We start from the raw sequence: 21,895 nt of genomic DNA on the forward strand, positions 1-21,895 counted from the left end.
CATTTTTCTCCATGAGGAAGAGTGAAGGTGCCCGCCTGTGTCCCGACGCAAGGAGGTCGCGTGGATCCGAGAAGACGCGCCCCGCATCTGCTGATCGATCCGGCTCTGCCCGAATCGATCTCCTCGGTCCTGCGCGCCGGCCCGCAGGCGCTGCGCGCGGCCCGGCTGGGACACATCCCCGAGGCCGGGAGACCCGATCTCATCAAGGCGTTCGCGATCGCCGGGATCCTGCTGCTCATGGCGGTGCTGAGCAGCACGGGAGGCTTCCTCGCCGCCCTCATCCTGATCTTCATCGCCGCGCTGCGCAGCCTGAGCGACAACCCCCGGAGCCTGCGCGAGCGGCGGCGCGTCCGGCTGGCCGTGGAGCACGGCGACCGGTTCATCCTGCCCGAGGACCTCGACACCGACTGCGGCGACCTGCTCCGCCGCGCACAGGACGCCACCAGGACGGTGCTCGACTCCCGGATCAACCAGGCAGGGCTGCTCGACACGATCGACAACGCGGTGACGCTGCCCGCGCAGACCTGGCAGATCGCCACGAAACTGGTGCGGTTGTCGAAGCTGAGGGCCGAGCACCGCCGCCTCGTACCGGACGCGCCCCCACCGGAGGTGGCCGAGGCGTTCACCCCCTATGTCGAGGCGCTGAAGGCCGCTGAGAGCTCGCTGACCAGGCGGATCCGCGCGCTGGAGGAGTACGCCAGGCAGGTCCGCAAGGCCGACGGCCTCTACCTCGCCCACCGGCAGCTTCAGGTGCTCGCCGAACGGACCCCGCAGTACGAGGCGCTGATCGCCGAGACGGCGGAGGACGCGCTGGCCGTCCCCGACCTGGAACGCCTGACCGAGCAGGCCCGGCAGATCAGGGAGTTGTTCCACGAGAGCATCGACGAGGCCCGCGGCGCCGCCAGGCACCTGCTGACGACCGCCGACCCCTGAGGCCCCCGGCCGCGCTCTCGGCCAGGCGTGAAGGGGGACGCTCAGCCCTCCGCACGGCGCAGGAGTTCCAGGGTGCGGTCCATCCCCGCCTGGTTGCCGAGGCTGCGGTAGATGTCCTGGGCCTGGCGCAGGGCGTCCACCGCGGCCTGCCGCTCACCCGCCTCCAGATACGCCTCTCCCAGGTAGCGCAGGCTCCTGGCCATCCACCAGCGATCACCCAGTTCCTCGAAGTCGCGCACCGCCCGCAGCAGCGACTCCTGCGCCTCTCGCGTGCGGCCGAGCCGCCCGTGGGCGCGTCCCGCCGACAGCTCGGCCCTGGCGACGCCCCACGAGTCGCCGAGCGCGGTCAGCATCTCGGTGGCCCGGCGCACGTAGGTGAGCTCGCGGAGCGCGTTGGCCGGGTTGCCGACCTCCCCTGCCGCGCGCAGGCACCTGGCCTCCTCCCACAGCTCGCCGCGGAGCCGGAACATCTCGGCCGCCCGGTCCAGGCTGAAACCGGCCCTGGCGAATGCCTCCTCGGCGGCTCGGCTGTCCCCGGCGGCGTGCGATCCCCTGGCCGTCACACCGAGCACCTCCCCGTAGGCGCGCAGCGTCTGCGCCTCCGAGTAGCGGTTTCGGTCGCGCTCGAACACCTCCAGGGCCTCCTCCAGCAGTTCGCGCGCCTCCTCGGGCCTGCGCTGGGCAAGCCTGAGCTCCGCGAGGTTGCGCCGGGCCCTGGCCGTCCACCAGCGGTCCTCCTCGCCCTTGAAGGCGGTGACCGCGCCGATCAGGTAGCCCTGTCCCCGGTCCAGGTTGCCGTTGTTGAACAGGGTCATGCCGACCGTGCGCATCGCCCGCGCCGCCCACCAGGACTCGCCGAGGTCGGTGAAGATCTCCAGAGCCCGTTCGGCGTCCGCCGCGGCGCTGTGGTGGCCGCCCTGGCCGCCCGCCACCGCCGCCCGGTCCAGCAGCGCGATGCCCAGCGCCCGCCGGTCGTCCATCCGCTCCGCGGCCTCGCACAGGATCTCGGCGACCGCCCGCCAGTCGGACCAGTAGGCCCGCAGCGAGTGGCAGAGCGAGCAGAAGGCCCGGCCCAGCCCCCAGGCGAGCTCCCACATCTGCATGCTCCTGGCCTGTCCGATCACGGCGACCAGGGTCAGCCGCTCGGCGTTGAGCCAGTCGGCCGCCGAGACCTGGGCCTGCGTCACCGCTCCCGGCTCGGCGGGCCTGACCCTGCGGCCCCAGTCCTGGGGCCAGCGGGCCACGGCCGCCGCCTCCGCGCGGCGGCGGTAGCCGGACAGGACCCGCTCGATGGCGGCCCGGCGGTGACTGTCGTCGTCGTCGGAGAACGCCAGCTCACGGGCGAAGATCCTGACGAGGTCGTGCAGCCGGTAGCGCATCACCCCGGACAGGTCGGTACCCGAGCACTCGGCGAGCTGGGCGTCGATGAGCGCCTCCAGCTGGTCGGCGCCCTCGGGTTCCGAGGTGGCGAGCAGCTCCCCCGCCACCCAGCCGGGCACATCGGGAGCGCTCAGCAGGCTGAGCAGGCGCAACAGGCGGCGCTGCAGGCCGGTGCAGTCGTCGTAGCTCAGCTGGAGGGAGGCCCGCACGCTCTTGTCCAGCCTGCGGGCGATCTCAAGCTGGTCCAGGCGGCGGCGCTCGTCCCGCAGCCGGTCGGCGAGCCGGCGCAGCGTCCAGTTCTCCCGGGTGGCCAGGCGTCCGCCGCAGATGCTGATGGCCAGCGGCAGGTGGTCGCACATCCGGACGATCTCCTGGGCCGACTCCAGGTCGGCGGCGACCCGGTCGTCCCCGGCCAGCCGGGCCAGCAGCTCGACGCCCTGCGCCTCGCTGAACACCGACAGCCGCTTGTCGTAGGTGTTGAGCAGGAACAGCGGCTGCCTGGAGGTGATCAGGACCGCGCACCCCGGCTCGGCCGGGATCAGGTCCTTGACCTGGTCGCCGTCCCGGGCGTTGTCCAGGCAGATGAGGATGCGCCTGCCCTTGGTCCAGGTCAGCCAGAGCGCGCGGAGCTCGGCGAGACCTCCGGGGTCGGTGGTGAGCCGGACGCCGAGCGCGCGCAGGAAGCCGATCAGCACCTCCTCCGGATCGACCGGAGCCTCCACCTCGCCGCGCAGGTCCGCGTAGAGGCGGCCGTCGGGAAAGCTCCCGGCGATCTCGTGGCCGAACCTGGCGGTGAGCACGGACTTGCCCACCCCGCCCCTGCCGTACACCGAGACGACCAGCGGTGAGGCGTTCTCCGCGTGGTCTCTGGAGCGGCGGCGCGCGGCGAAGACCTCGCGCAGCTCGGCCAGCGACTCGGTACGGCCGGTGAAGTGCGCGGAGACCGGCGGCCACTGGTCCGGCGGCCGCCACGGCGCCGTGGCGGCCGGTTCCTGCTCCTCGGACCGCCTGCCGGTCGTCGCCCAGGTGAGCAGTCCGACCAGGAGGCCGGCCACCGCGGTGGCGCCTACCTTGGCCTCGGTGGGCAGCTCCCACACGTCCAGCGAGGTCGCCAGGACGCTGGCCACGGCCGCGGCGATCCCCGCCACCGCGGGCGCCGCCAGCGGGATCCGGCGTCTCGGCGGTCTGGAGCCACGCCGATCAGGCACGTTCGACGGCCCGGCCATTCACACCCCTCGTAGGAAGAGCACGACACGCCCTGCGAACGACCGTCCGGTGGCCGGGTGACCCGGCCACCGGACGATCAGCTCCATTCTCCACGAGGAACGCGCCGCGCGCCCTCACTCCGGACACCTTCCGTGTCACCCCCGCCGGGGGTGACACGGTCCGGGCCTCAGCGCCCCAGCACCTGACAGGTCGCCTTGGCGGTCTTGGTGGGATCGCTCTCCGAGGTGGCGGTCAGGGTCACCTTCGCGAGGTGGCTGCCGCCCGCCGCCCGCAGGGCGTTGACGGCGACCAGCGTGCTCTTGCCCGAGCCCGCGGTCGCGAGCTCGTTGGGCAGCGAGGCGGTCCAGCCTCGTCCCTCGACCTTCGCCGACAGCCGGTAGACGTCACTCTTGAGATAGGCGCTCACATCCTCGGGGTGCTGCCCGGCGGCCTGGGCGGCCCTGCCGGTGTTGAACAGCGGGAAGCGGCAGGTGGAAGGGCCGTCGCCGGACGGGAGGCCGACGGACGGGAGCACCTTCACCCCGCGCTTGTTCGGGCCGGCGCCGTCCAGTGAGCGGATCGCCACCGTGTAGGAGAGCACGCCCGTGCGGTCGCGCTTGAGATCCAGGACGTAGAAGTGCAGCCGGTTCGCCTCGTCCACGTACTCGAACTCGGAGCCCGAGCCGGTGCCCGCGTGGAACAGGGCGTCCGACAACTGGCGGTAGTCGCCGATCGTGATGGGCACGGCGGTGCCGTCCGGCAGGACGTAGTCGGTCATGCCGATGTCCTGCGGGTTGGCGTCGATGACCCACTCGAAGGGCGCCCGGTCGGCGTTCTTGGTCTTGGCCAGCAGCACGCCGGAGTCGGGAGTGAAGGAGTCGGCGCCCATCCGGTCCACGACCTCGAGCGTGTAGTTGTTGTAGCCGCCGCCGTCGCACAGCGGGTCGGCGTTCACGTCGCAGGCCGGGCTGCGGTCGCCGTCACCGAAGGCGATGTTGACCCCGGACAGGCCACCGGATCCCGGCTGGGCCACCCGGGCGGTCACCTTGGCCACGACGAGCCCCGACTCCGCCAGTGCCTCCCGCGACAGGCGCAGCACGTTGGCCTCGTCCACCATCTCAAGCTTGATCTTGTTGCGGAGCATGTGCTGGGCTCCCATGGAGCCGCCCCCGGTGGGCGGGATCATCCAGCGGCTGTGCGGGCCGCCCGGGCCGTTGAAGCTGCCCCGGCTGAGCATCTCCCAGATGCCGGTGTAGGCCCGGCGCGGCGGCACCCCGAACGGGTTGTTGTAGTTGTCGCCGATGCCGAGGATGTGGCTGAGCTCGTGGGCGTAGACGCCCTGCCCCGAGCTCTCCGCCTGGGTGGAGGACCCGCCCCCGGCGTTGGGCCAGATGGAGGAGGCCGAGGCCCAGGACGTCCACTCCACGTAGCGGGTTCTGGCCCAGTTGGGCAGGGCCGGGTCGGGCGGGCCGAAGTCGTCGGTCACCGCCTCCTTGGTGGGGAACTTGATCGGGCCGAACTCCTGCCAGGTGGCCGACTCGTCCTGGCCGGCGCTCAGGTAGAAGACGAAGTCGAAGCCCGCCGGAACCTCCTGGCCGACGTCGCCGATCCACCCCGCCCGCGCGTCGGTCCTGATGTTGCGGTTGCAGGTGTCACCGGCCGGGCAGGCGGTGCCTCCCTGGAACTCCATGGCGTACTCGTGTGACTTGCCCGGCATCTGGTAGGGGCCGAACGCGGTCAACTCCACGCCGTAGCGACCCCCGGAGTCCTCCATCCAGTACTCGTGGATGGTGTGGCCCCGGTTGAGGTCGTTGGGGGTGTTGAGGAAGTCCCGGTAGAAGCCGGCGACCTGGTCACGGGGAATGTCGTGGGCCTCGGCGCTGGGGTTTCTGAAGACCGTCGAGCCCTTGGGCTGGGTGACCACGAACGGCTGGTTGGGATAGTCGGCCAGGACGAGCGCGCCGCGGAAGGTGCGCTTGGAACCCTTGGTCGCGGGGTCGGCCCAGTTGGTGCCGGGGGGTTTGCGGTAGTCGGCCCACGTCATGTGGTCCGGGTTCTTCCAGTTCTGCGGGTCGATCGGGGCCGGGGTGACGGGCTGGGCGTGCCGCGCGGCCGGAGCCTCGGGGGCGTCCTGCTGCCAGGGCTGGGTCTGGGGCCAGTGTTCCAGGCGCCAGGGGTGCTCCGGGTCCGGGGCGGGGTCGGCGGAGGCGGGCAGGGAGGCGAGACCGATGGGCATCAGTACAACTGCGGCGATCAGTACTTTAAGCAACTTGGGGGGACGAGTCACGCTAAATGACGTTATAGATCGCTTTCGAATAGATCAACGATCTCCTGCCAGGAAAGTCGTCGACTTCCTCCCCGCCGCTGAAGACTTCGTTGCCCGATTCGTTTTCGCTCTCCGAGACCTGCGCGTCCGGTACCGGATGACGATGCCGGACGTCGGCCGGCGGCGATCGGGCAACAGAGTCACCGAAGCCGGGAGGTTCGCCCCCTCACGGGTCCGGTCTCCCGCATGACGCGTTCGAGATCAGGCCGCTCCCGCCGGGCGGACTCCTCGACGGGTCGGCTGCCCAAGGAAGGGCCTGACCAGCACAGTAATCTCTAGTTCGAGCAAACTTCAGAAGGGAGTTCCATGACGGAACAGACCAGGAGTGCCGAACGGCACGAACCCCCTCGCATGACCGACGATCCCCGCGCGGACGAAGCGCCCCCCGAAGACGGACCACCCCCCGCGAACAGCGAGCCCCGCGCGCCCCTGCGGCGCGTCGTCGGCCTGTTCCGCCCCTACCGGGGCCGGCTGGTCATCGTGGGCGCCCTCATCGGACTGTCCTCGCTCGTCTCGCTGGCCTCGCCGTTCATGCTCCGCGCGGTGCTCGACGACGCCATCCCGCACGGCAGGACCGGTCTGCTGACGCTGCTCGTACTCGGTATGGTCGCGGTCGCCGTCGTCACCAGCGTGCTCGACGTCATCCAGATGCTGATCTCCAACGGGGTCGGCCAGCGCGTCATGCACGATCTGCGCACCGCCGTCTACGGCCACCTGCAGCGCATGTCCATGGCCTTCTTCACCCGCACCAGGACCGGCGAGGTGCAGTCGCGCATCGCCAGCGACATCGGCGGCATGCAACTGGTGGTCACCTCCACCGCCGCCGCGATCGTCTCCAACCTGACCACCGTGATCGCGACGGTCATCGCGATGCTGGTGCTGGACTGGCGGCTGACCGTGGTGTCGCTGCTGCTGCTCCCGCTCTTCGTCGGCATCAGCCGCCGGGTCGGCCGGGAACGCAGAAAGATCACCTCCGAGCGGCAGCGGAAGATGGCCGCCATGTCGTCGATGATCCAGGAGTCGCTGTCGATCAGCGGCATCCTGCTGGGCCGGACGATGGGCCAGGGCCCCGAGCTCGCCAGGCGGTTCTCCGTCGCCTCGGACGAACTGGCCGTCCTGGAACTCCGCTCCAGCATGGCCGGGCGCTGGCGGCAGTCCACCATCCAGATCATCATGGCGGCCATGCCCGCGATGATCTACTGGGCCACCGGACTGACCTCGGCGATCTCCATCGGCACCGTCGTCGCCTTCACCACCCTCCAGCTGAACCTGTTCCGCCCTTCGGTGTCGCTGCTCCGGCTCGGCGTCGACGTGCAGAGCTCCCTGGCGCTGTTCGCCCGGATCTTCGAGTACCTGGACCTGGCCGTGGACATCCACCCCGGCACCCGCACGCCGAAGAGCGTACGCGGCGAGATCCGCTTCGAGCACGTCGACTTCTCCTACGGAGAGACCCCGACCCTGTCGGACATCGACCTCGTCGTCCCCGCGGGCACCACCCTGGCCGTGGTCGGCGAGACCGGCTCGGGCAAGACCACGCTGAGCTACCTGCTGCCCCGGCTGTACGACGTGACCGGCGGGCGGATCACCGTCGACGGGGTGGACGTGCGCGAGCTGACCTTCGAGGCCCTGGCCGAGACGGTCGGCGTGGTCTCCCAGGAGACCTACCTGTTCCACTCCTCGATCGCCGACAACCTGCGGTTCGCCAACCCCTCGGCCACCGACGAGGAGATCGTCTCCGCCGCCCGGGCCGCCCGGATCCACGACCACATCGCCTCGCTGCCCGAGGGGTACGAGACCGTGGTCGGCGAGCGCGGCTACCGCTTCTCCGGCGGCGAGAAGCAGCGCCTGGCCATCGCCAGGACGCTGCTGCGCGACCCGCCCGTACTGGTCCTCGACGAGGCCACCAGCGCCCTGGACACCCAGACCGAGCGCGCCGTCCAGGAGGCGCTGGACACCCTGTCACGCGGCCGGACCACCATCACGATCGCGCACCGCCTGTCGACGATCCGCGACGCCGACCAGATCGTGGTCCTCGACCGGGGCCGCGTCGTCGAACGCGGCAGCCACGACGATCTCCTCGCCGCCGGCGGCCCCTACGCCGCCCTGGTCAACCGCGACCGCTCCCTCACCACGACCTGACCGGGCCGTATCCCGGTGGAGAACCGCGCTCCAGGTCGTTCCGTGGGCAGAAGCTCGGCCAGGTTCAACCTGGTCAGGGCAGCTATGGCGTCGGAGCGGCGGAGGGGACCCGGTCGAGGGTGATCCCGAAGGAGTCGAGGTAGGCGGGGAGGAGTTCGGTCTCGTCCAGGACGCGTTCGGCGCGCTCACCGTCCACGCTGGAGATCAGTTTGCGGTCCCTGAGCGTGGTCCGGCCCCGGGCCGTGCGCATCGAGCAGATCGGTGACCTGGTGAAGTGCGACTGCGGGGAGGTCGCCTGCCACCAGCACGTCGGGACGAAGTCCGCCAGCTCGTAGGGCCGGGCGGTCAGCCGGTAACCCGGGTCGCCATTGTGCGTGATGTCGAGGTCGCCGTGGTCACCGTGGTCGCCGGGGGCGGGCGCGATCCGGAACACGCCCCCGCCGTCCTTCTGCTCCGCACGCTCGTGGAGCCGCAGCGGCTCGTCGGAGAAGTCGCCGAACCCGACGTCGACCAGCCACGGCTCGTCGAGATCGACGCGGAGTGCCAGGTGGTCGAAGAGCGGCCCCGGCGCGCCGCCGCCGAAGACCCGGGCGGCCAGCAACGTCACCCGGTAGCCGAGCGCGGTCAGCAACTCGGCGAACAACCCGTTCAGCTCATAACAGAAACCGCCGCGACGACGGTTGACGATCTTGTCGAACAGCGCGTCGGAGTCGAGCGAGATCGGCTCGCCGAGATGGATGCTCAGGTTCTCGAACGGCACCGTCCTCAGGTGCGCGAACTGCAAGGCCCGCAGGCTCAGAGCATCCGGCTCCGCGAGCCGGGCCACGCCCAGTCTGTCCAGATAGCGAGTGATCTGTACCTCGTCCATGGGGCAAGCAAACCACCCTCCGAGCACGTCCGGTACCCATCGGATCCCGCCACCGGCGAACGCCCGCCCCGGCAGATGGAGAGCCGCGACTGGACGGAAGAGGCCGTCACTCAGTCCGATGCCGGGCTTTGGGGTACGGCGGCGACTTCCGCACCGAGGTGGCGGCCGGCCGGGGAGAACCGTCCCGCTAGATTTGGCTCACGGCACCGGATGTCCCGGCATCCGCATGATCCACCGATTACTGAAGAGGACCCCGCACGCATGAACAGCCCTTCGCGGACCGCGCGAGCGACCTTCCGTGCCGCCACCGTCACGGACATCCCCACCCTGGTCTCCCTGGTCGAGTCCGCGTACCGGGGAGAGTCGAGCCTGGCCGGTTGGACGAGCGAGGCGCATCTGCTGGGCGGGCAGCGGACCGATGCCCAGGGCGTGACCGCCGCGGTGCAGAACCCGGACGGCCGCATGCTGGTCGCGGAGTCGGAGGGCGAGATCGTCGCCTGCTGCCAGGTGGAGCGCCAGGGCGGGCACGCGTACTTCGGGATGTTCGCGGTACGCCCCACGCTGCAGGGCGGCGGCCTCGGCAAGGCGGTCCTCGCCGAGGCCGAGCGTCTCGCCCGCGACGAGTGGGGCGTGGACGAGATGCGCATGACGGTGATCTCGGTCCGCGCGGAACTACTGGCCTGGTACGTGCGCCGAGGCTACGTCCGCACCGGCGAGACGGCCCCGTTCCCCTACGGCGACGAGCGCTTCGGCCTGCCGACCAGGGACGACCTGGAGTTCGAGGTGCTGGTCAAGAAGCTCGGCTGAGAGATCACTGAGCACGGTGCCCGCTCGCGGGCGCAGGCCGGCAGGGTACGGAGTTCTTCCTTCGCGATTCACGCGATCAGGGTCCGCGACGATGCACGGGAGTTACGGCCGTGTTCCGCCTGCCCATGCCAGGCGCCTCGTCCGGGCCTAATCAGAAAGCAGGAAAGGCGCTTCTCCGCCTCTACTGATGGTGGGTCCTCGCGTACTCGTCTCTTCTGGCCTCGCATTCGGGGACCGGCGATCCACGCCGGCAGGTCTGATAAATCGCCGTCGCGGGCACGCAGACATCCCCGCTGACGGTGACTCCCCAGGCATACCTGCAATATTCGTATTCGATGTTTCCCTCGACGCAGATGCTCCGCTCTGTCACCACACCGTTCGCATCGGGGCTGCGGCAGTCGGCATAGACGGGAACGGCGTCCTTGCAGAGCAGTCCGGCCCCTCGGTAGACGCACGCTTCGTGCACTGCGGGCGACTCACACTGCCGGTCGGTTTTTCCGGTGAACCGGCAGTTCAAATATGTCTTGGCGACGTCGTCAGCGCCCGTGACACACGGGCTCCTGTCCCTTCCGACCGCGTCGGCCTTGCGGCAGTCGGCGAGGAACGCCTTCAGATCGCGCTCAAGGGCGACGGCGCTTTCGCAGGCTTTTCCCTTGAAACCGGACGCCTTGCAGGACCGGTAGCGGGCCCGCGACACGCCCGGCGCGCTCAGCAGTGCGCCACTGGTCCGGCTCTGAGCCCTTTCCACTGCAGCCCCGACCGTGACCCGCTGGTGAACCGGCGTGCCGGACCCGCCGGGCAGGCTGGACACCACGTAGAGAAACCCGATGCCCAGCAAGGCTACCAGCGCGATGCCTCCGCACAGCCCTGCCTGGATCCATTCCGGGCGTTGATTCCGCCTCAATGAGAGCCTCCCATTCAGGCAGGATGGGCGGAGTTAATGCAAACAGAGCCTACATTGCCGGCAATGTCGATACAAACCTTCTTGAGGATGAGCCCGGTGCCGGGAGAGCTCAGGCGCGCCTTCTTCCAGTCGGCATTGAGATCGACGTTCTTGTTAACTGTATTGAGAATCTTGATCCCGTTATCAATGAGTCCACAGACTGTGCTCGCCGCTGTCTCCGCCGGTTTGGCCACAGGTATGAAAGACAGGAAATCCTTCACCTGACAGACCCCGGGTGTCGTGAGATCGGACTTCTTGTAGATCTCCGATGTGAACCACGCCTGAACCGACGAGTAGTACTTCTCGCACGTCTTGGATTTTTCCTTGGTCACACAGCGCCTCTCGTAAGGGGTGGAGTCACAGAAGTCCGACTTGGGATTAGACATACACCAGTAGATGTCGTCGGCCAGTTTTCCGCAGTCGCCGACTCTCTTCGTGGCCTTGACGCAGTCCAGTTGGACGACACCGGCAGCGAAGCAGTCTCCGAGCGAGCCCTTGACCTTCAGGAAGCACCGGACCGTATCGTTGGCCACCTCCTTGCAGACGGAGTCCATCTGGTCGTAGCCGCTGCGAGCGCCTAGATCCTTGAGCCCGCCCTGGTAGGAGCAGACCGCGTAGACCTCGCCCGCCACCATGCATTGAGGTTTGGAACCGCCGTTCTCGCCGTCGATACGGCATCGTTCGTAGGCTCCGGTCGCCCCGACGCAGGTGTCGTGCGCGTTGCTGTAGCGATGCATGCAGTCGACGTACTGCGGATTTCCTTCGATGCACACGGAACGAGCGATCGATTTGTCCGACCGGCAGGAGTCGTATGCCTCGATGGAACTTTTACAGAGGCTGCCTCCGCCCTGAGTGACGCAGGCTTCCTTGACGCCAGTGCCTTCGCAGGTGTTCGACTTCTTTCCTCCCAGGCGACAAGTAGTGTAAGCGGCCGCACCGTCCGAACACGCGTTTTCGTCGCCGCTGAGACCCTTATTACAGTCGATGACGAAACTCTTCGTCTCTTTAGCTATCTTCTTTTCCGCGTCGCAGTTGATCCCGTTCTTGTTCTTGAAGCCCTGCTTCTCGCAGGCCTTGTACTCCTTCTCCTTCTCCTTCTCCTTCTCCTTCGGCTTCGGCTTCGCCGTTGTCTTCTTCGCCGCGTGCCCGTCCAGGTCCACCAAGGTCAGCGGGTTGTCATTGGCGTAGGTATAGCGGTTGAGCTGCACGCTGGGGTCGGGGACCTGGCCGAGAGTGTCCCGGCTGACGAAACTTCCGGTGCTGGGCTGGTACCAGCGGGAGGCCATGTTCACTTTGCCGGTGTCCGGGTCGGTATAGCCGCCTTGGTAACCTAGGTCGTGAGCCGGCCCGGTACGGGCGAGCACCTCGCCGAAGGGGTCATAGACGACCGAATCGGCCAAGGACGTGCTATCTGCTCCGAAGGTGCCGATCAAGTCACCGCGCAGATCGCAGAAGGCCAGTCGCCCGCCGCCCCCGTCCGACAATCCGAGCGTGCGGCCTAGCGCGTCGCGGCCGAAGGTCGACTTCACCACGCCTGTACCGCCGTCGGTCACCGCCGTCAGATTGTTGCTCACACCGTCATAAACCATCCGGGTGCTCTTGCCGCCTCCGGTACGGGTCTCCACCCGGTCCAGGGCGTCATAGTCATAGACGACGGTGTCGTCTTTAATCAACCGGTCGAAGGCGTCGAACTTGGTGAGGCGGACGATGCCGGTCGAGTCCTCGGCCAAGGTTCCACGGGCGGTGTAAGTGTAGGTGTGCCCGTCTCCCGAGGCCAGGCGGTTGCGCTCGTCGTAGGTGAAGGTCTTGCCACCGGCCTTGACCCGGTTGCCTGCCGCGTCCCACTCATAGCCGGTCTTGGTACCGTCCGGCGTGGTCCAGGAGGTCAGCCGGTTGGACCAGTCGTAGGTGTAGGTGTTCCGCCCGGCGCCGGTCGTACCCGCGGTCGTCTTGGACGTCAGGCTGTCGTCCAGGTCGTAGCCGTACTCGATCGACGCGATGAGGCTTCCCGTCGAGGTGGTGAGCTGGTCCTTGGTCAGCCGGTTCAGCCCGTCGTAGCTGTAACTGCGCCGCGCCCCGGACGCGCCGTAGGCCATCGAGGTCAGCCGCGAGTTCTTGTCGTAGCCGTAGTCGACGGTCTTCGCGCTGACCGGATCGACCGATTGGGTCAGCCGGTCGGCGTTGTCCCAGGTGAAGGAGGAAGTGCCGGTCACATCCACGCGCTGGGCCAACCGGTTGTTGGCGTCGTGGGCATAGGTGCTGACATCCCCGCCCGCTCCGCTGGTCTTCAGCAGCAGCCCTCGGTCGTTGAGGACGAAGGTCAGATCGTTGGCTCTGGTCACCCGGCCCGCCAGGTCGTAGTCGAACGTCTTGGTCTCGGTGTCGGCCTCCGCGCCGGTGCCGGTCTGCTGGGTTAGCCGGTTCAGCTCGTCGAAGACCCGGTCGATGCGCACCCCGCCCGGGAGCAGGGTGGTCACCGGATTGCTGCCGGCGTCGTAGACGGTGGTCCACGTACGGTCGGCCGCCTGCGGATGCGCCGCAGTGCTCGGCTCGATCACCGACTCGGTCAGGCCGAGGCTGTTGTAGGTGGTGTAGGTGGCATTGCCGCGCCCGTCGGTCGAGCGGGTCTGCGCCCCGGCGGCGTCGTACCCGAAGCGCGTGGTGATCGTCTCGGTCGCCGACACCGGCTCACGGCGCTCCACCAGCCGGTCGGCCGCGTCGAACACCTGCGTGGTGGTGTGCCCCTCGGCCGAGGTCTCGCTGATCAGGTTGTCGGTCGCGTCATACCCGAACCGCAGGGTACGCAGCACCGCGCCCTGCGCGTCCAGCTCCTGTGTCTGGATCTTCCGCCCGGCCAGGTCGAAAGCGGCCGTGCTGGACAGCCCCAGAGGGTCGGTCGACTTGACCGGGCGCCCGGCCAGGTCGTACGCGAACGTCGTGGTGTCGCCCAGCGCGTTCGTGTGCGCGGTCAGCGCACCGGTGGCGTCATAGGCCCGGATGGAGCTGTCTCCGGTCGGCCGGGTGGTCTTGGTGACCCGGCCGGCGTCGTCGTACTCCATGCGGGTGACATAGATGGCCTGGACCGGCTGGCGCTCGATCGTCGTCAACGTGATCTGGTGGCCCAGGTCGTCGTAGGTGGACTCCGACCGGGCGCCGATCGGGTCGACCGTCCACAACGTCTCGCCCAGCAGGTCGTAGCCGTAGCTCGACAGCGCCGCCTTAGGTGCTCTGACCTGTACCTTCCGGCCCAGGCCATCATAGACGAACGTGGTCTCCCGCCCCCTGGCGTCGGTGTTGCTGATCAGCTGGCCCGCCGTGTCATAGCCGGAGGTGGTCTTCGGCGTGATCGACTGCCCGCCCGGCGGCGTGTAGGCCGGCATCGTCTGCTCGACCACTCGGCCGGCCCGGTCCATGAGACTGGTCACGACCCTGCCTTCGGCATCGGCCCGGTGCGTCGGCTCCCCGTAGGTGTTGTATGCGGTTCTCGTCACCGGCCGCTGGGTGACCGGGGCCACGCCCGCATGCTCCACCGCCACCGGCGGTGACTGCACCTGCGTGGGCAACCTCAGGGCGTTGTAGGTGATGTTGGTGGTGAACGCTGCCTGATCGGCGCCCGGCGCGTTACCCCGCGGATCCGTCGTCGCCGTGGTCAGGCCCCGGTCATCCACCGTCACCGTGGTGATCAGCTCCTCCCCGTCGTCGTTGTGCACCACCTCTCGGATCGGCTGGTTGGCGGCGTTGTAGGCGTACTCGCTGACCTCGGTGCGGTCCGAGCCCGCCGCACTCCGGCTGATCTTGATCACGTTGCCGTTGGCGTCGTAGCTGTAGTTGGCGACCCGGTTGAGTTTGTCCGGATCCGTCGCGAGCCGGGTCAGCCGCCCCGCGGCGTCGTACACGCCTGCCAACCGCAGCGTGCCACCATCGGTCGTCTCTTCTACGACGTTGCCCGCCGCGTCGTACACCCGTGATCCCAGCACCACGTCTCGCGGTGTGGACGATCCGTTGAGCCGCGCCCCCTTGGCGATCCTGCTCGCCGGCAGGTCGTCGCCGTAGTAGGTGTAGGCGGTGGTACGGCCCATCGCATCTGTCTCCGAGGCCAGCCGGCTGGCCGGGTCGTAGGCGTACGAGACCATCGCCACGTCGGCCGCCTGCTGAGGGTCCAGCGGACTGCCGGTCCACCCCTTCAGCGTGCTCGTCGCCAGCTCACCCCGCGCCGTATAGCCGTAATGGAAGGTGGTGCCACGCTCATCGGTGAAGCTCACCTTCTGCCCCTTGCGGTCGTAGGCGAAGCGCTGCACACCGCCCTCTGGGCCGGTCACCGTCTCCAGCCGCCCGTAGGAGTCATAGCCGTAGGCGGTGGTCCTGGCCGCGTCGCCGCCGGTCAGGTCGGACAGCGTCTCGATCAGCGGCAACCCGTCCTGATCGTAGGTACGACTCCACTTCACCGTGTGCGTCACACCGCTGACCTCGTTCTTGACGCCCGCGCCCGTATGCGAGGTGCTCCTGCCGAGCGCGTCATAGGTGATCGTCGTGGCCAGCCCGTCCGGGAACGCCTTCGAGACCTCGATCTCCTTGACCATCCGGCCGAGCACGTTGTACTCCCGCTTGTACGTCAGCCCGGTCGCCACGGTCTCCACCGCCACATCCCCGGACGAGGTGTAGGCGTAGGTGACCTCGTCGTCGTTGTAGTTCTTGGCTGATTTCAGCAGTCCTGCCGGAGTGTTCCCTCCGCCTACCGCTGGTTCCGTGCCGTCGGTGTAGGTCTTCACCGCTGAACGGCCCTGCGGGAAGTCCTCGGTGGCCGGGGTGGTCTGCTTGACCTCTTCGCCATAGGTGTTGAACGTCCAGGACGTCTGGTACGTCTCATCCGTCGGCGAGGCCGACCTGCCGTCCCGGTGTGCGATCTTCAGGTCGTTGCGAGCGTCGAAGGAGTTCTCCGCATTTAGGAAATAGGTGAAGTATTCGGTGGAGCAACTGTTGGCCGCCCGGCAGGTCTTCCTGGACAACATGTTGCCCCGGGCGTTGAATGCCATCTCCACCGCGTTCCCGTTGGGATCGTAATCCTTGGCAGGGAAACCTCCGATGTCATAGATGTATCTCGTGGTAGCGCCGATCTGGTCGGTCACCGACACCTGCCTGTAGCTACGCTGCGCGTCGGCGACGTAGGTGACGACCCCGTTGTACGGGTCGGTCACCGTCACGGTAGCGAAGGTGGAGATGGTGGTCTGCTTGGCGTACACCGGGTCCGATAGCTTCCACGTGCCGCCATGGGCGTCGGTGTGCGTGGCCAACCGGCCCCCGTCGGGGTTGTAGGTGTTGACCACCCAGGCCCGGCCGGACGGCAACGTCACCTGCGTCAGCTGCGGCTGCGGCTTCCCGGCCGTGAAGTGCCGGGCCACCGCTGCCACGCCGAGCGGCTTGCCGTACACCGCCACCTCATCGATGTCGCCGTTGAACGGGAAGATCGCGGCCGCGCTGGTCGTGAACGGCCAGGCCGAAGAGGCCTGACCGGATCCGATCCGGGTTTCCCACATGTCGCCGTGCTGGATTTCCCCAGCCAGCGTGCCCACGGCCAGGCCGTCCAGGTAGAGCGTCTGGGTGTGCTCCGCCGGCGTCGAGCTCGTGGCCGGCTTGGTCTCCGTCGCCGACAGCACCACATGGTGCCAGGCTCCGTCGTTCACCGCCCCGGTGGAGGTGATCGGGGTGTGCGCGATGGTCGAGAGGCCGGTGAAGAACTGGCCGCGCAGCTTGCCGTCGGTGCCGACATACACCACCGGCGCGGACGCCGACGGCGTGTTGTCGGCGGTGTTCTGCATGCCGATGACCGTGCCGGAGGCGGTGGTCTTGAACCACGCCTCGACCGCCAGTTCCACGCCCTGGCCGCTCACGGCGTTCCGTGGCAGCTGCACGAAGGTCGAGGTCGCCGCTCCCTTGAAGCGCATCGCGGTGTCCGGCGACCCGGCCAGCGCACCCGGCACCTGGGCGCCGAGGTCGGCCGGGGTGGTCCCGTCCAGCTTGGCCTGCTCCTCGGTGATGTTCCAGCCCGCCGCGCTCGCGACGGTGCTGCCGGTACGGGTCTCGGCCTCGTTCAGCCGGTAGTGGTACTCCGGCCGCGAATCGGTGATCACGCTCTTGTACCGCGAGCCCGCTCCGTAGGTGTAGCTGTTGCAGGCGGTCGCCGAAGTCGGCGGGCACACCTTGACCAGCTGATCACCCTCATAGCTGTAAGCCCAGGTCAGCGGGTTGCCATCCACCGGGTCGGTGGACACGCTCATCACGTGGTTCCCTGCCCAGGTGAATGTCAGCGACCGGCCGCCTGTGGCGGTCGCCTTGGTCAGCTTGCCATCGGTGCCGCGAGTCAGCTCCTGCGCCCGCCCCCGATGATCAGTGATCTTCGTGAGGAGGCCGGTAGCGTCGAACCAGTAGGAGGTGGCGGACTTGTCCATCAACCGCCAGCCACCCGCCTGCTCGGCGGCCAGCGTCGCGAATGTTCCCTGCGGGGGTGCGAAGCTGCCATTGCCCGTTGGCGCGAACCGCATCTGCTCGCCGCCCGGGTAGGTCACCAGCAGGCTGCCGGTCGGCTCCACCTCGATCCGCATGTCATAACGGGTCGTCCATCCGGCGCCGAACATGCCGTCGGTGCGCGGGTCCAGGCTGTTATAGGTACGGCTCACCGACAGCGGCGGCCCTACCGCCGCCACTGAGGCGTCGGTCGCGGTGTGCGCGAAGTTGCCCGAGGTGTGGTTGAACTCACGGCCCTGCGTCCCCGCTGCCAACAGCCCGTTGATGTTGCCCTGCTCCGGCACCGGGGTGAAGGTCCGCCACGAGGAGGTCACCGTGGTGTAGGTGGTGGCCGCCTTGGCCATCCACGAGTACGTCTCGCCCCACTTCAACCGCTTGTCGTTGACCTGCCAGGTGCCTTCCTCGGTCCAATCCTTGGTCTCCGCCGCGGAGTCCTTGCACCAGCGCCAGTTCGGTGCGGTTCCTGCGCAGATCTGGAACCAGTACTTGACCTCGCCCTTGTTGTAGGGGCGCGCATTCGCCGACAGCACCGGCGTCAGGGTGCCCACCTGGCTGTTGTTCGCCGGGGAGAACGACTCGAACGGCAGCGCCGCCACGGTCGCGTACACCCAATCCGACCACGGCCCCGACACTCCAGAGGTGGTTGTGGCCCGTGCCCGCCAGCGGATGTGCCAGCCGTCGGTCAGCTTCTCGGCCGGTACGACCGCCCAGGCGTTGGTCCCGGACGCGTATTCCTTGTCAGAGGCGCCCGACCAGATCAGGCCCGTGCCCTCGTCACCGGTGGCCGGGTCGTGCTCCACCTCGACATTGAGCTTGCTGGGCCGGTTTTCCGGGTCGGTCACCTTGGCATACATCCACGGCGTCAACGACTCTGCCGTCCACGATGTCGTGCCGCGAATCGCCGGATTCATCCCCAGGCCGTCGATGCTCGGCTTGCGGAGGTCTACGGTGGCGTTCTGCCAGGGGGACCATTCACCTTCCGCACCCGCGGTGGTGACACCGCGTACCCGCCAGCGGACCTTCATCCCATCGGACAGCTTCCCAGCCGGCACCTGCACCCACGCGTTACCACCGGAAGCGTAGGAGGTGGTGCCCTTGCCGGACCAGATCAGCCCCGCGCCCTGCCCGGTCGCGGCCGGATCGTGCTCGATCTCCGCACCCAGCACCAGCTTCGCTCCACCGGCGTCGGTCACCTTCGCATACAGCCACGGCATGGCCGAAGCCACCGTCCACGAGTCGGTGCCACGGGTGGCCGGCACCGCACCCAGGCCGCTGCCTGCCGTCCCGCTCACCGCGACCGTGGCCTCCTGCCACTCCGACCACGGACCAGACACCGCGGCAGAGGTCGACACCCGCACCCGCCAACGGATCAACCAGCCGTCCTTCAGCTTGCCCGAAGCCACCGCAGGAGCCTGCAACCAGCACTTACTCACCGTGGAACACCCACTGGTCGACAGATTTCCAGTACCAGACCAGATCAACCCCGACCCCTGACCGGCAGCCGACGGATCATGCTCAACCTCCGCCTCCAAACGCAGTTTCCGCGACTCCGGATCAGCACCAAAGGCATCAAAGATCGGCTCCGTGGACGACAACGTCCACAACCCCGACACCTGCTGTCCCGGGGAGGCCTCCACAACCGACACCGTCGGCTTAGAGGTATCCACCCGCCCGGCCTGCCACTCCGACCACGGACCAGACACCGCGGCAGAGGTCGACACCCGCACCCGCCAACGGATCAACCAGCCGTCCTTCAGCTTGCCCGAAGCCACCGCAGGAGCCTGCAACCAGCACTTACTCACCGTGGAACACCCACTGGTCGACAGATTTCCAGTACCAGACCAGATCAACCCCGACCCCTGACCGGCAGCCGACGGATCATGCTCAACCTCCGCCTCCAAACGCAGTTTCCGCGACTCCGGATCAGCACCAAAGGCATCAAAGATCGGCTCCGTGGACGACAACGTCCACAACCCCGACACCTGCTGTCCCGGGGAGGCCTCCACAACCGACACCGTCGGCTTAGAGGTATCCACCCGCCCGGCCTGCCACTCCGACCACGGACCAGACACCGCGGCAGAGGTCGACACCCGCACCCGCCAACGGATCAACCAGCCGTCCTTCAGCTTGCCCGAAGCCACCGCAGGAGCCTGCAACCAGCACTTACTCACCGTGGAACACCCACTGGTCGACAGATTTCCAGTACCAGACCAGATCAACCCCGACCCCTGACCGGCAGCCGACGGATCATGCTCAACCTCCGCCTCCAAACGCAGTTTCCGCGACTCCGGATCAGCACCAAAGGCATCAAAGATCGGCTCCGTGGACGACAACGTCCACAACCCCGACACCTGCTGTCCCGGGGAGGCCTCCACAACCGACACCGTCGGCTTAGAGGTATCCACCCGCCCGGCCTGCCACTCCGACCACGGACCAGACACCGCGGCAGAGGTCGACACCCGCACCCGCCAACGGATCAACCAGCCGTCCTTCAGCTTGCCCGAAGCCACCGCAGGAGCCTGCAACCAGCACTTACTCACCGTGGAACACCCACTGGTCGACAGATTTCCAGTACCGGACCAGATCAACCCCGACCCCTGACCGGCAGCCGACGGATCATGCTCAACCTCCGCCTCCAAACGCAGTTTCCGCGACTCCGGATCAGCACCAAAGGCATCAAAGATCGGCTCCGTGGACGACAACGTCCACAACCCCGACACCTGCTGTCCCGGGGAGGCCTCCACAACCGACACCGTCGGCTTGGAGGTATCCACCCGCCCTGCCTGCCACTCCGACCACGGACCAGACACCAGCGCACCAAGAGAATCGGTGGACTGCACCACTGCGCGGACCCGCCAACGGATCAGCCAGCCATTCTGCAACGTCGTCACCGCAGGGGACCGATGCGAGGCCGAACACGTCTGCCCTGTGAAACAGGTCTCCCCGAAGGTCTTCCCTTGCCCCGACCAGATCAGCCCCGAACCCTGCCCGGTAGCCGACGGGTCATGTTCAACCTCCGCCTCCAGCACGCCAGGCCGCCGATCAACATCGGAGATCGCGGCGGTGAAGGCCGGGCTGGCGCTCGGCAATACCCACACCCCTGATACCAGCTGACCGACAGGTGCCGACACCTTGCTCACAACAGGCCCGGGCGGGATCGTCTTGAGGATCGTCGTGTCCACACGAGCCGACATCCACTCCGACCACGGCCCCAACACTCCAGAGGTGGTTGTGGCCCGTGCCCGCCAGCGGATGTGCCAGCCGTCGGTCAGCTTCCCGGCCGGGACGACCGCCCAGGCGTTGGTTCCCGGCGCGTATGTCTTGTCCGAGGAACCCGACCAGATCAGGCCCGTGCCCTGACCCGCCGCAGCCGGGTCGTGCTCCACTTCCGCGTTGAGCTTGCTCGACCGGTTCTCCGGGTCGGTCACCTTCGCATACAGCCACGGCGTCAACGTCCCCGCCGTCCACGACGCGGAACCCGCAAGAGCCGGATCCATACCCAGCGACTCGACCGACGGCTTGTGGAGGTCAATGCGTGCTTGGATCCAGTCGGTCCACGGGCTGAGAGCACCGGTGGTGGTTTCACCACGTACCCGCCAGCGGACCTTCATCCCATCGGACAACTTCCCGGCCGGCACCTGCACCAGCGCGTTGTCGCCGGAGCGGTACGGCTGAGCGCTCTTCCCGGTCCAGATCAGGCCGCTGCCTTGGTCGATCGCTGTCGGGTCGTGCTCGATTTCCACGGCGAGCAGGGAATCTCTATTCTCCGAGTCGGTCACCTTCGCATACAGCCACGGCGAAGTCGCCGCCGCTGTCCATGCCCCTGCGTCCCAAGTCGCCGGCGTCATCGACAATCCCGCCACCGACGGTTTGCGAAGGTCGATGCTGGTAGCGGTCCAGTCGGTCCACGGGCCGAGAGCACCGGTGGTGGTTTCACCACGTACCCGCCAGCGGACCTTCATCCCATCGGACAGATTCCCGGCCGGCACCTGCACCCACGCGTTGGCGCCGGAAGCATAGGCGGTGGTGCCCTTGCCCTCCCAGATCAGCCCCGTGCCCTGCCCGGTCGCGGCCGGATCGTGCTCGAACTGTACCCACAGCCGCGAAGCACGCGAATCAGGGTCGCTGACCTTGGCATACACCCACGGCGTAACCGACGAAGCCGTCCACGACATCGCCCCCTTGGTCGCCGGAGTCAACCCCACATCGGAAGCAGCCGGCTTCGTCACATCGACGGTGGCGTTCTGCCAGGGGGACCATTCACCTTCCGCGCCCGCGGTGGTGACACCGCGTACCCGCCAGCGGACCTTCATCCCATCGGACAGATTCCCAGCCGGCACCTGCACCCACGCGTTACCACCGGAAGAGGAGGAGGTGGTGCCCTTGCCGGACCAGATCAGCCCCGCGCCCTGCCCGGTCGCGGCCGGATCGTGCTCGATCTCCGCACCCAGCACCAGCTTCGCTCCACCGGCGTCGGTCACCTTCGCATACAGCCACGGCATGGCCGAAGCCACCGTCCACGAGTCGGTGCCACGGGTGGCCGGCACCGCACCCAGGCCGCTGCCTGCCGTCCCGCTCACCGCGACCGTGGCCTCCTGCCACTCCGACCACGGACCAGACACCGCGGCAGAGGTCGACACCCGCACCCGCCAACGGATCAACCAGCCGTCCTTCAGCTTGCCCGAAGCCACCGCGGGAGTCTGCAACCAGCACTTACTCACCGTGGAACACCCACTGGTCGACAGATTTCCAGTACCGGACCAGATCAACC

8 protein-coding genes are annotated in these 21,895 nt (G+C 68.0%); 3 read left to right on the plus strand and 5 right to left on the minus strand.

All coding sequences use genetic code 11. The features are described from left to right. Positions 1 to 60 precede the first annotated feature (60 nt). Positions 61 to 933: a hypothetical protein gene (locus ACQP0P_RS33670; RefSeq protein ID WP_433362714.1), complete on the plus strand. Its 873-nt coding sequence runs from the start codon at positions 61 to 63 to the stop codon at positions 931 to 933. Between the two features lie 41 nt (positions 934 to 974). Here ACQP0P_RS33670 and ACQP0P_RS33675 read toward each other — a convergent pair whose 3' ends face one another. Further along, positions 975 to 3,539, minus strand: a complete 2,565-nt coding sequence (locus ACQP0P_RS33675) for a tetratricopeptide repeat protein (RefSeq protein ID WP_433362717.1) — start codon at positions 3,537 to 3,539, stop codon at positions 975 to 977. A 167-nt stretch (positions 3,540 to 3,706) separates the two neighbouring features. Next, positions 3,707 to 5,806 carry a M6 family metalloprotease domain-containing protein gene (locus tag ACQP0P_RS33680; protein WP_433362720.1) on the minus strand — a complete coding sequence of 700 codons (2,100 nt, stop codon included), beginning with the start codon at positions 5,804 to 5,806 and terminating at the stop codon, positions 3,707 to 3,709. A 345-nt stretch (positions 5,807 to 6,151) separates the two neighbouring features. On the opposite strand from ACQP0P_RS33680, the gene ACQP0P_RS33685 reads away from it, so the two are divergent. Beyond that, entirely contained in the window at positions 6,152 to 7,984 is a 1,833-nt protein-coding gene (locus tag ACQP0P_RS33685) for an ABC transporter ATP-binding protein (RefSeq protein WP_433362723.1), read from the plus strand. An 82-nt stretch (positions 7,985 to 8,066) separates the two neighbouring features. Here ACQP0P_RS33685 and ACQP0P_RS33690 read toward each other — a convergent pair whose 3' ends face one another. Then, positions 8,067 to 8,852, minus strand: a complete 786-nt coding sequence (locus ACQP0P_RS33690; RefSeq protein WP_433362726.1) for an arylamine N-acetyltransferase family protein — start codon at positions 8,850 to 8,852, stop codon at positions 8,067 to 8,069. A 261-nt stretch (positions 8,853 to 9,113) separates the two neighbouring features. Here ACQP0P_RS33690 and ACQP0P_RS33695 point away from each other — a divergent pair, with 261 nt between their 5' ends. After that, on the plus strand, positions 9,114 to 9,659 hold the full coding sequence (locus tag ACQP0P_RS33695) for a GNAT family N-acetyltransferase (RefSeq protein ID WP_433362729.1): 546 nt from the start codon (positions 9,114 to 9,116) through the stop codon (positions 9,657 to 9,659). 181 nt (positions 9,660 to 9,840) lie between these two features. On the opposite strand, the gene ACQP0P_RS33700 is transcribed toward ACQP0P_RS33695, so the two are convergent. Beyond that, positions 9,841 to 10,497, minus strand: coding sequence for a hypothetical protein (locus ACQP0P_RS33700; protein WP_433362732.1), 657 nt, complete (start codon positions 10,495 to 10,497; stop codon positions 9,841 to 9,843). Between the two features lie 80 nt (positions 10,498 to 10,577). Further along, the gene (locus tag ACQP0P_RS33705) at positions 10,578 to 21,815 is read right to left on the minus strand and encodes an RHS repeat-associated core domain-containing protein (RefSeq protein WP_433362735.1); all 11,238 of its coding nucleotides are present in this window, start codon (positions 21,813 to 21,815) and stop codon (positions 10,578 to 10,580) included. Positions 21,816 to 21,895: the final 80 nt, after the last annotated feature.

This window comes from Streptosporangium sp. CA-115845, assembly GCF_050943795.1.
GTDB lineage: Bacteria > Actinomycetota > Actinomycetes > Streptosporangiales > Streptosporangiaceae > Streptosporangium.

Coding starts and splice junctions, on each gene's coding strand:
- ACQP0P_RS33675 (WP_433362717.1), bottom strand. CDS start 3,539: ATGGCCGGGCCGTCGAACGTGCCTGATCGGCGTGGCTCCAGACCGCCG.
- ACQP0P_RS33685 (WP_433362723.1), top strand. CDS start 6,152: ATGACGGAACAGACCAGGAGTGCCGAACGGCACGAACCCCCTCGCATG.
- ACQP0P_RS33690 (WP_433362726.1), bottom strand. CDS start 8,852: ATGGACGAGGTACAGATCACTCGCTATCTGGACAGACTGGGCGTGGCC.
- ACQP0P_RS33695 (WP_433362729.1), top strand. CDS start 9,114: ATGAACAGCCCTTCGCGGACCGCGCGAGCGACCTTCCGTGCCGCCACC.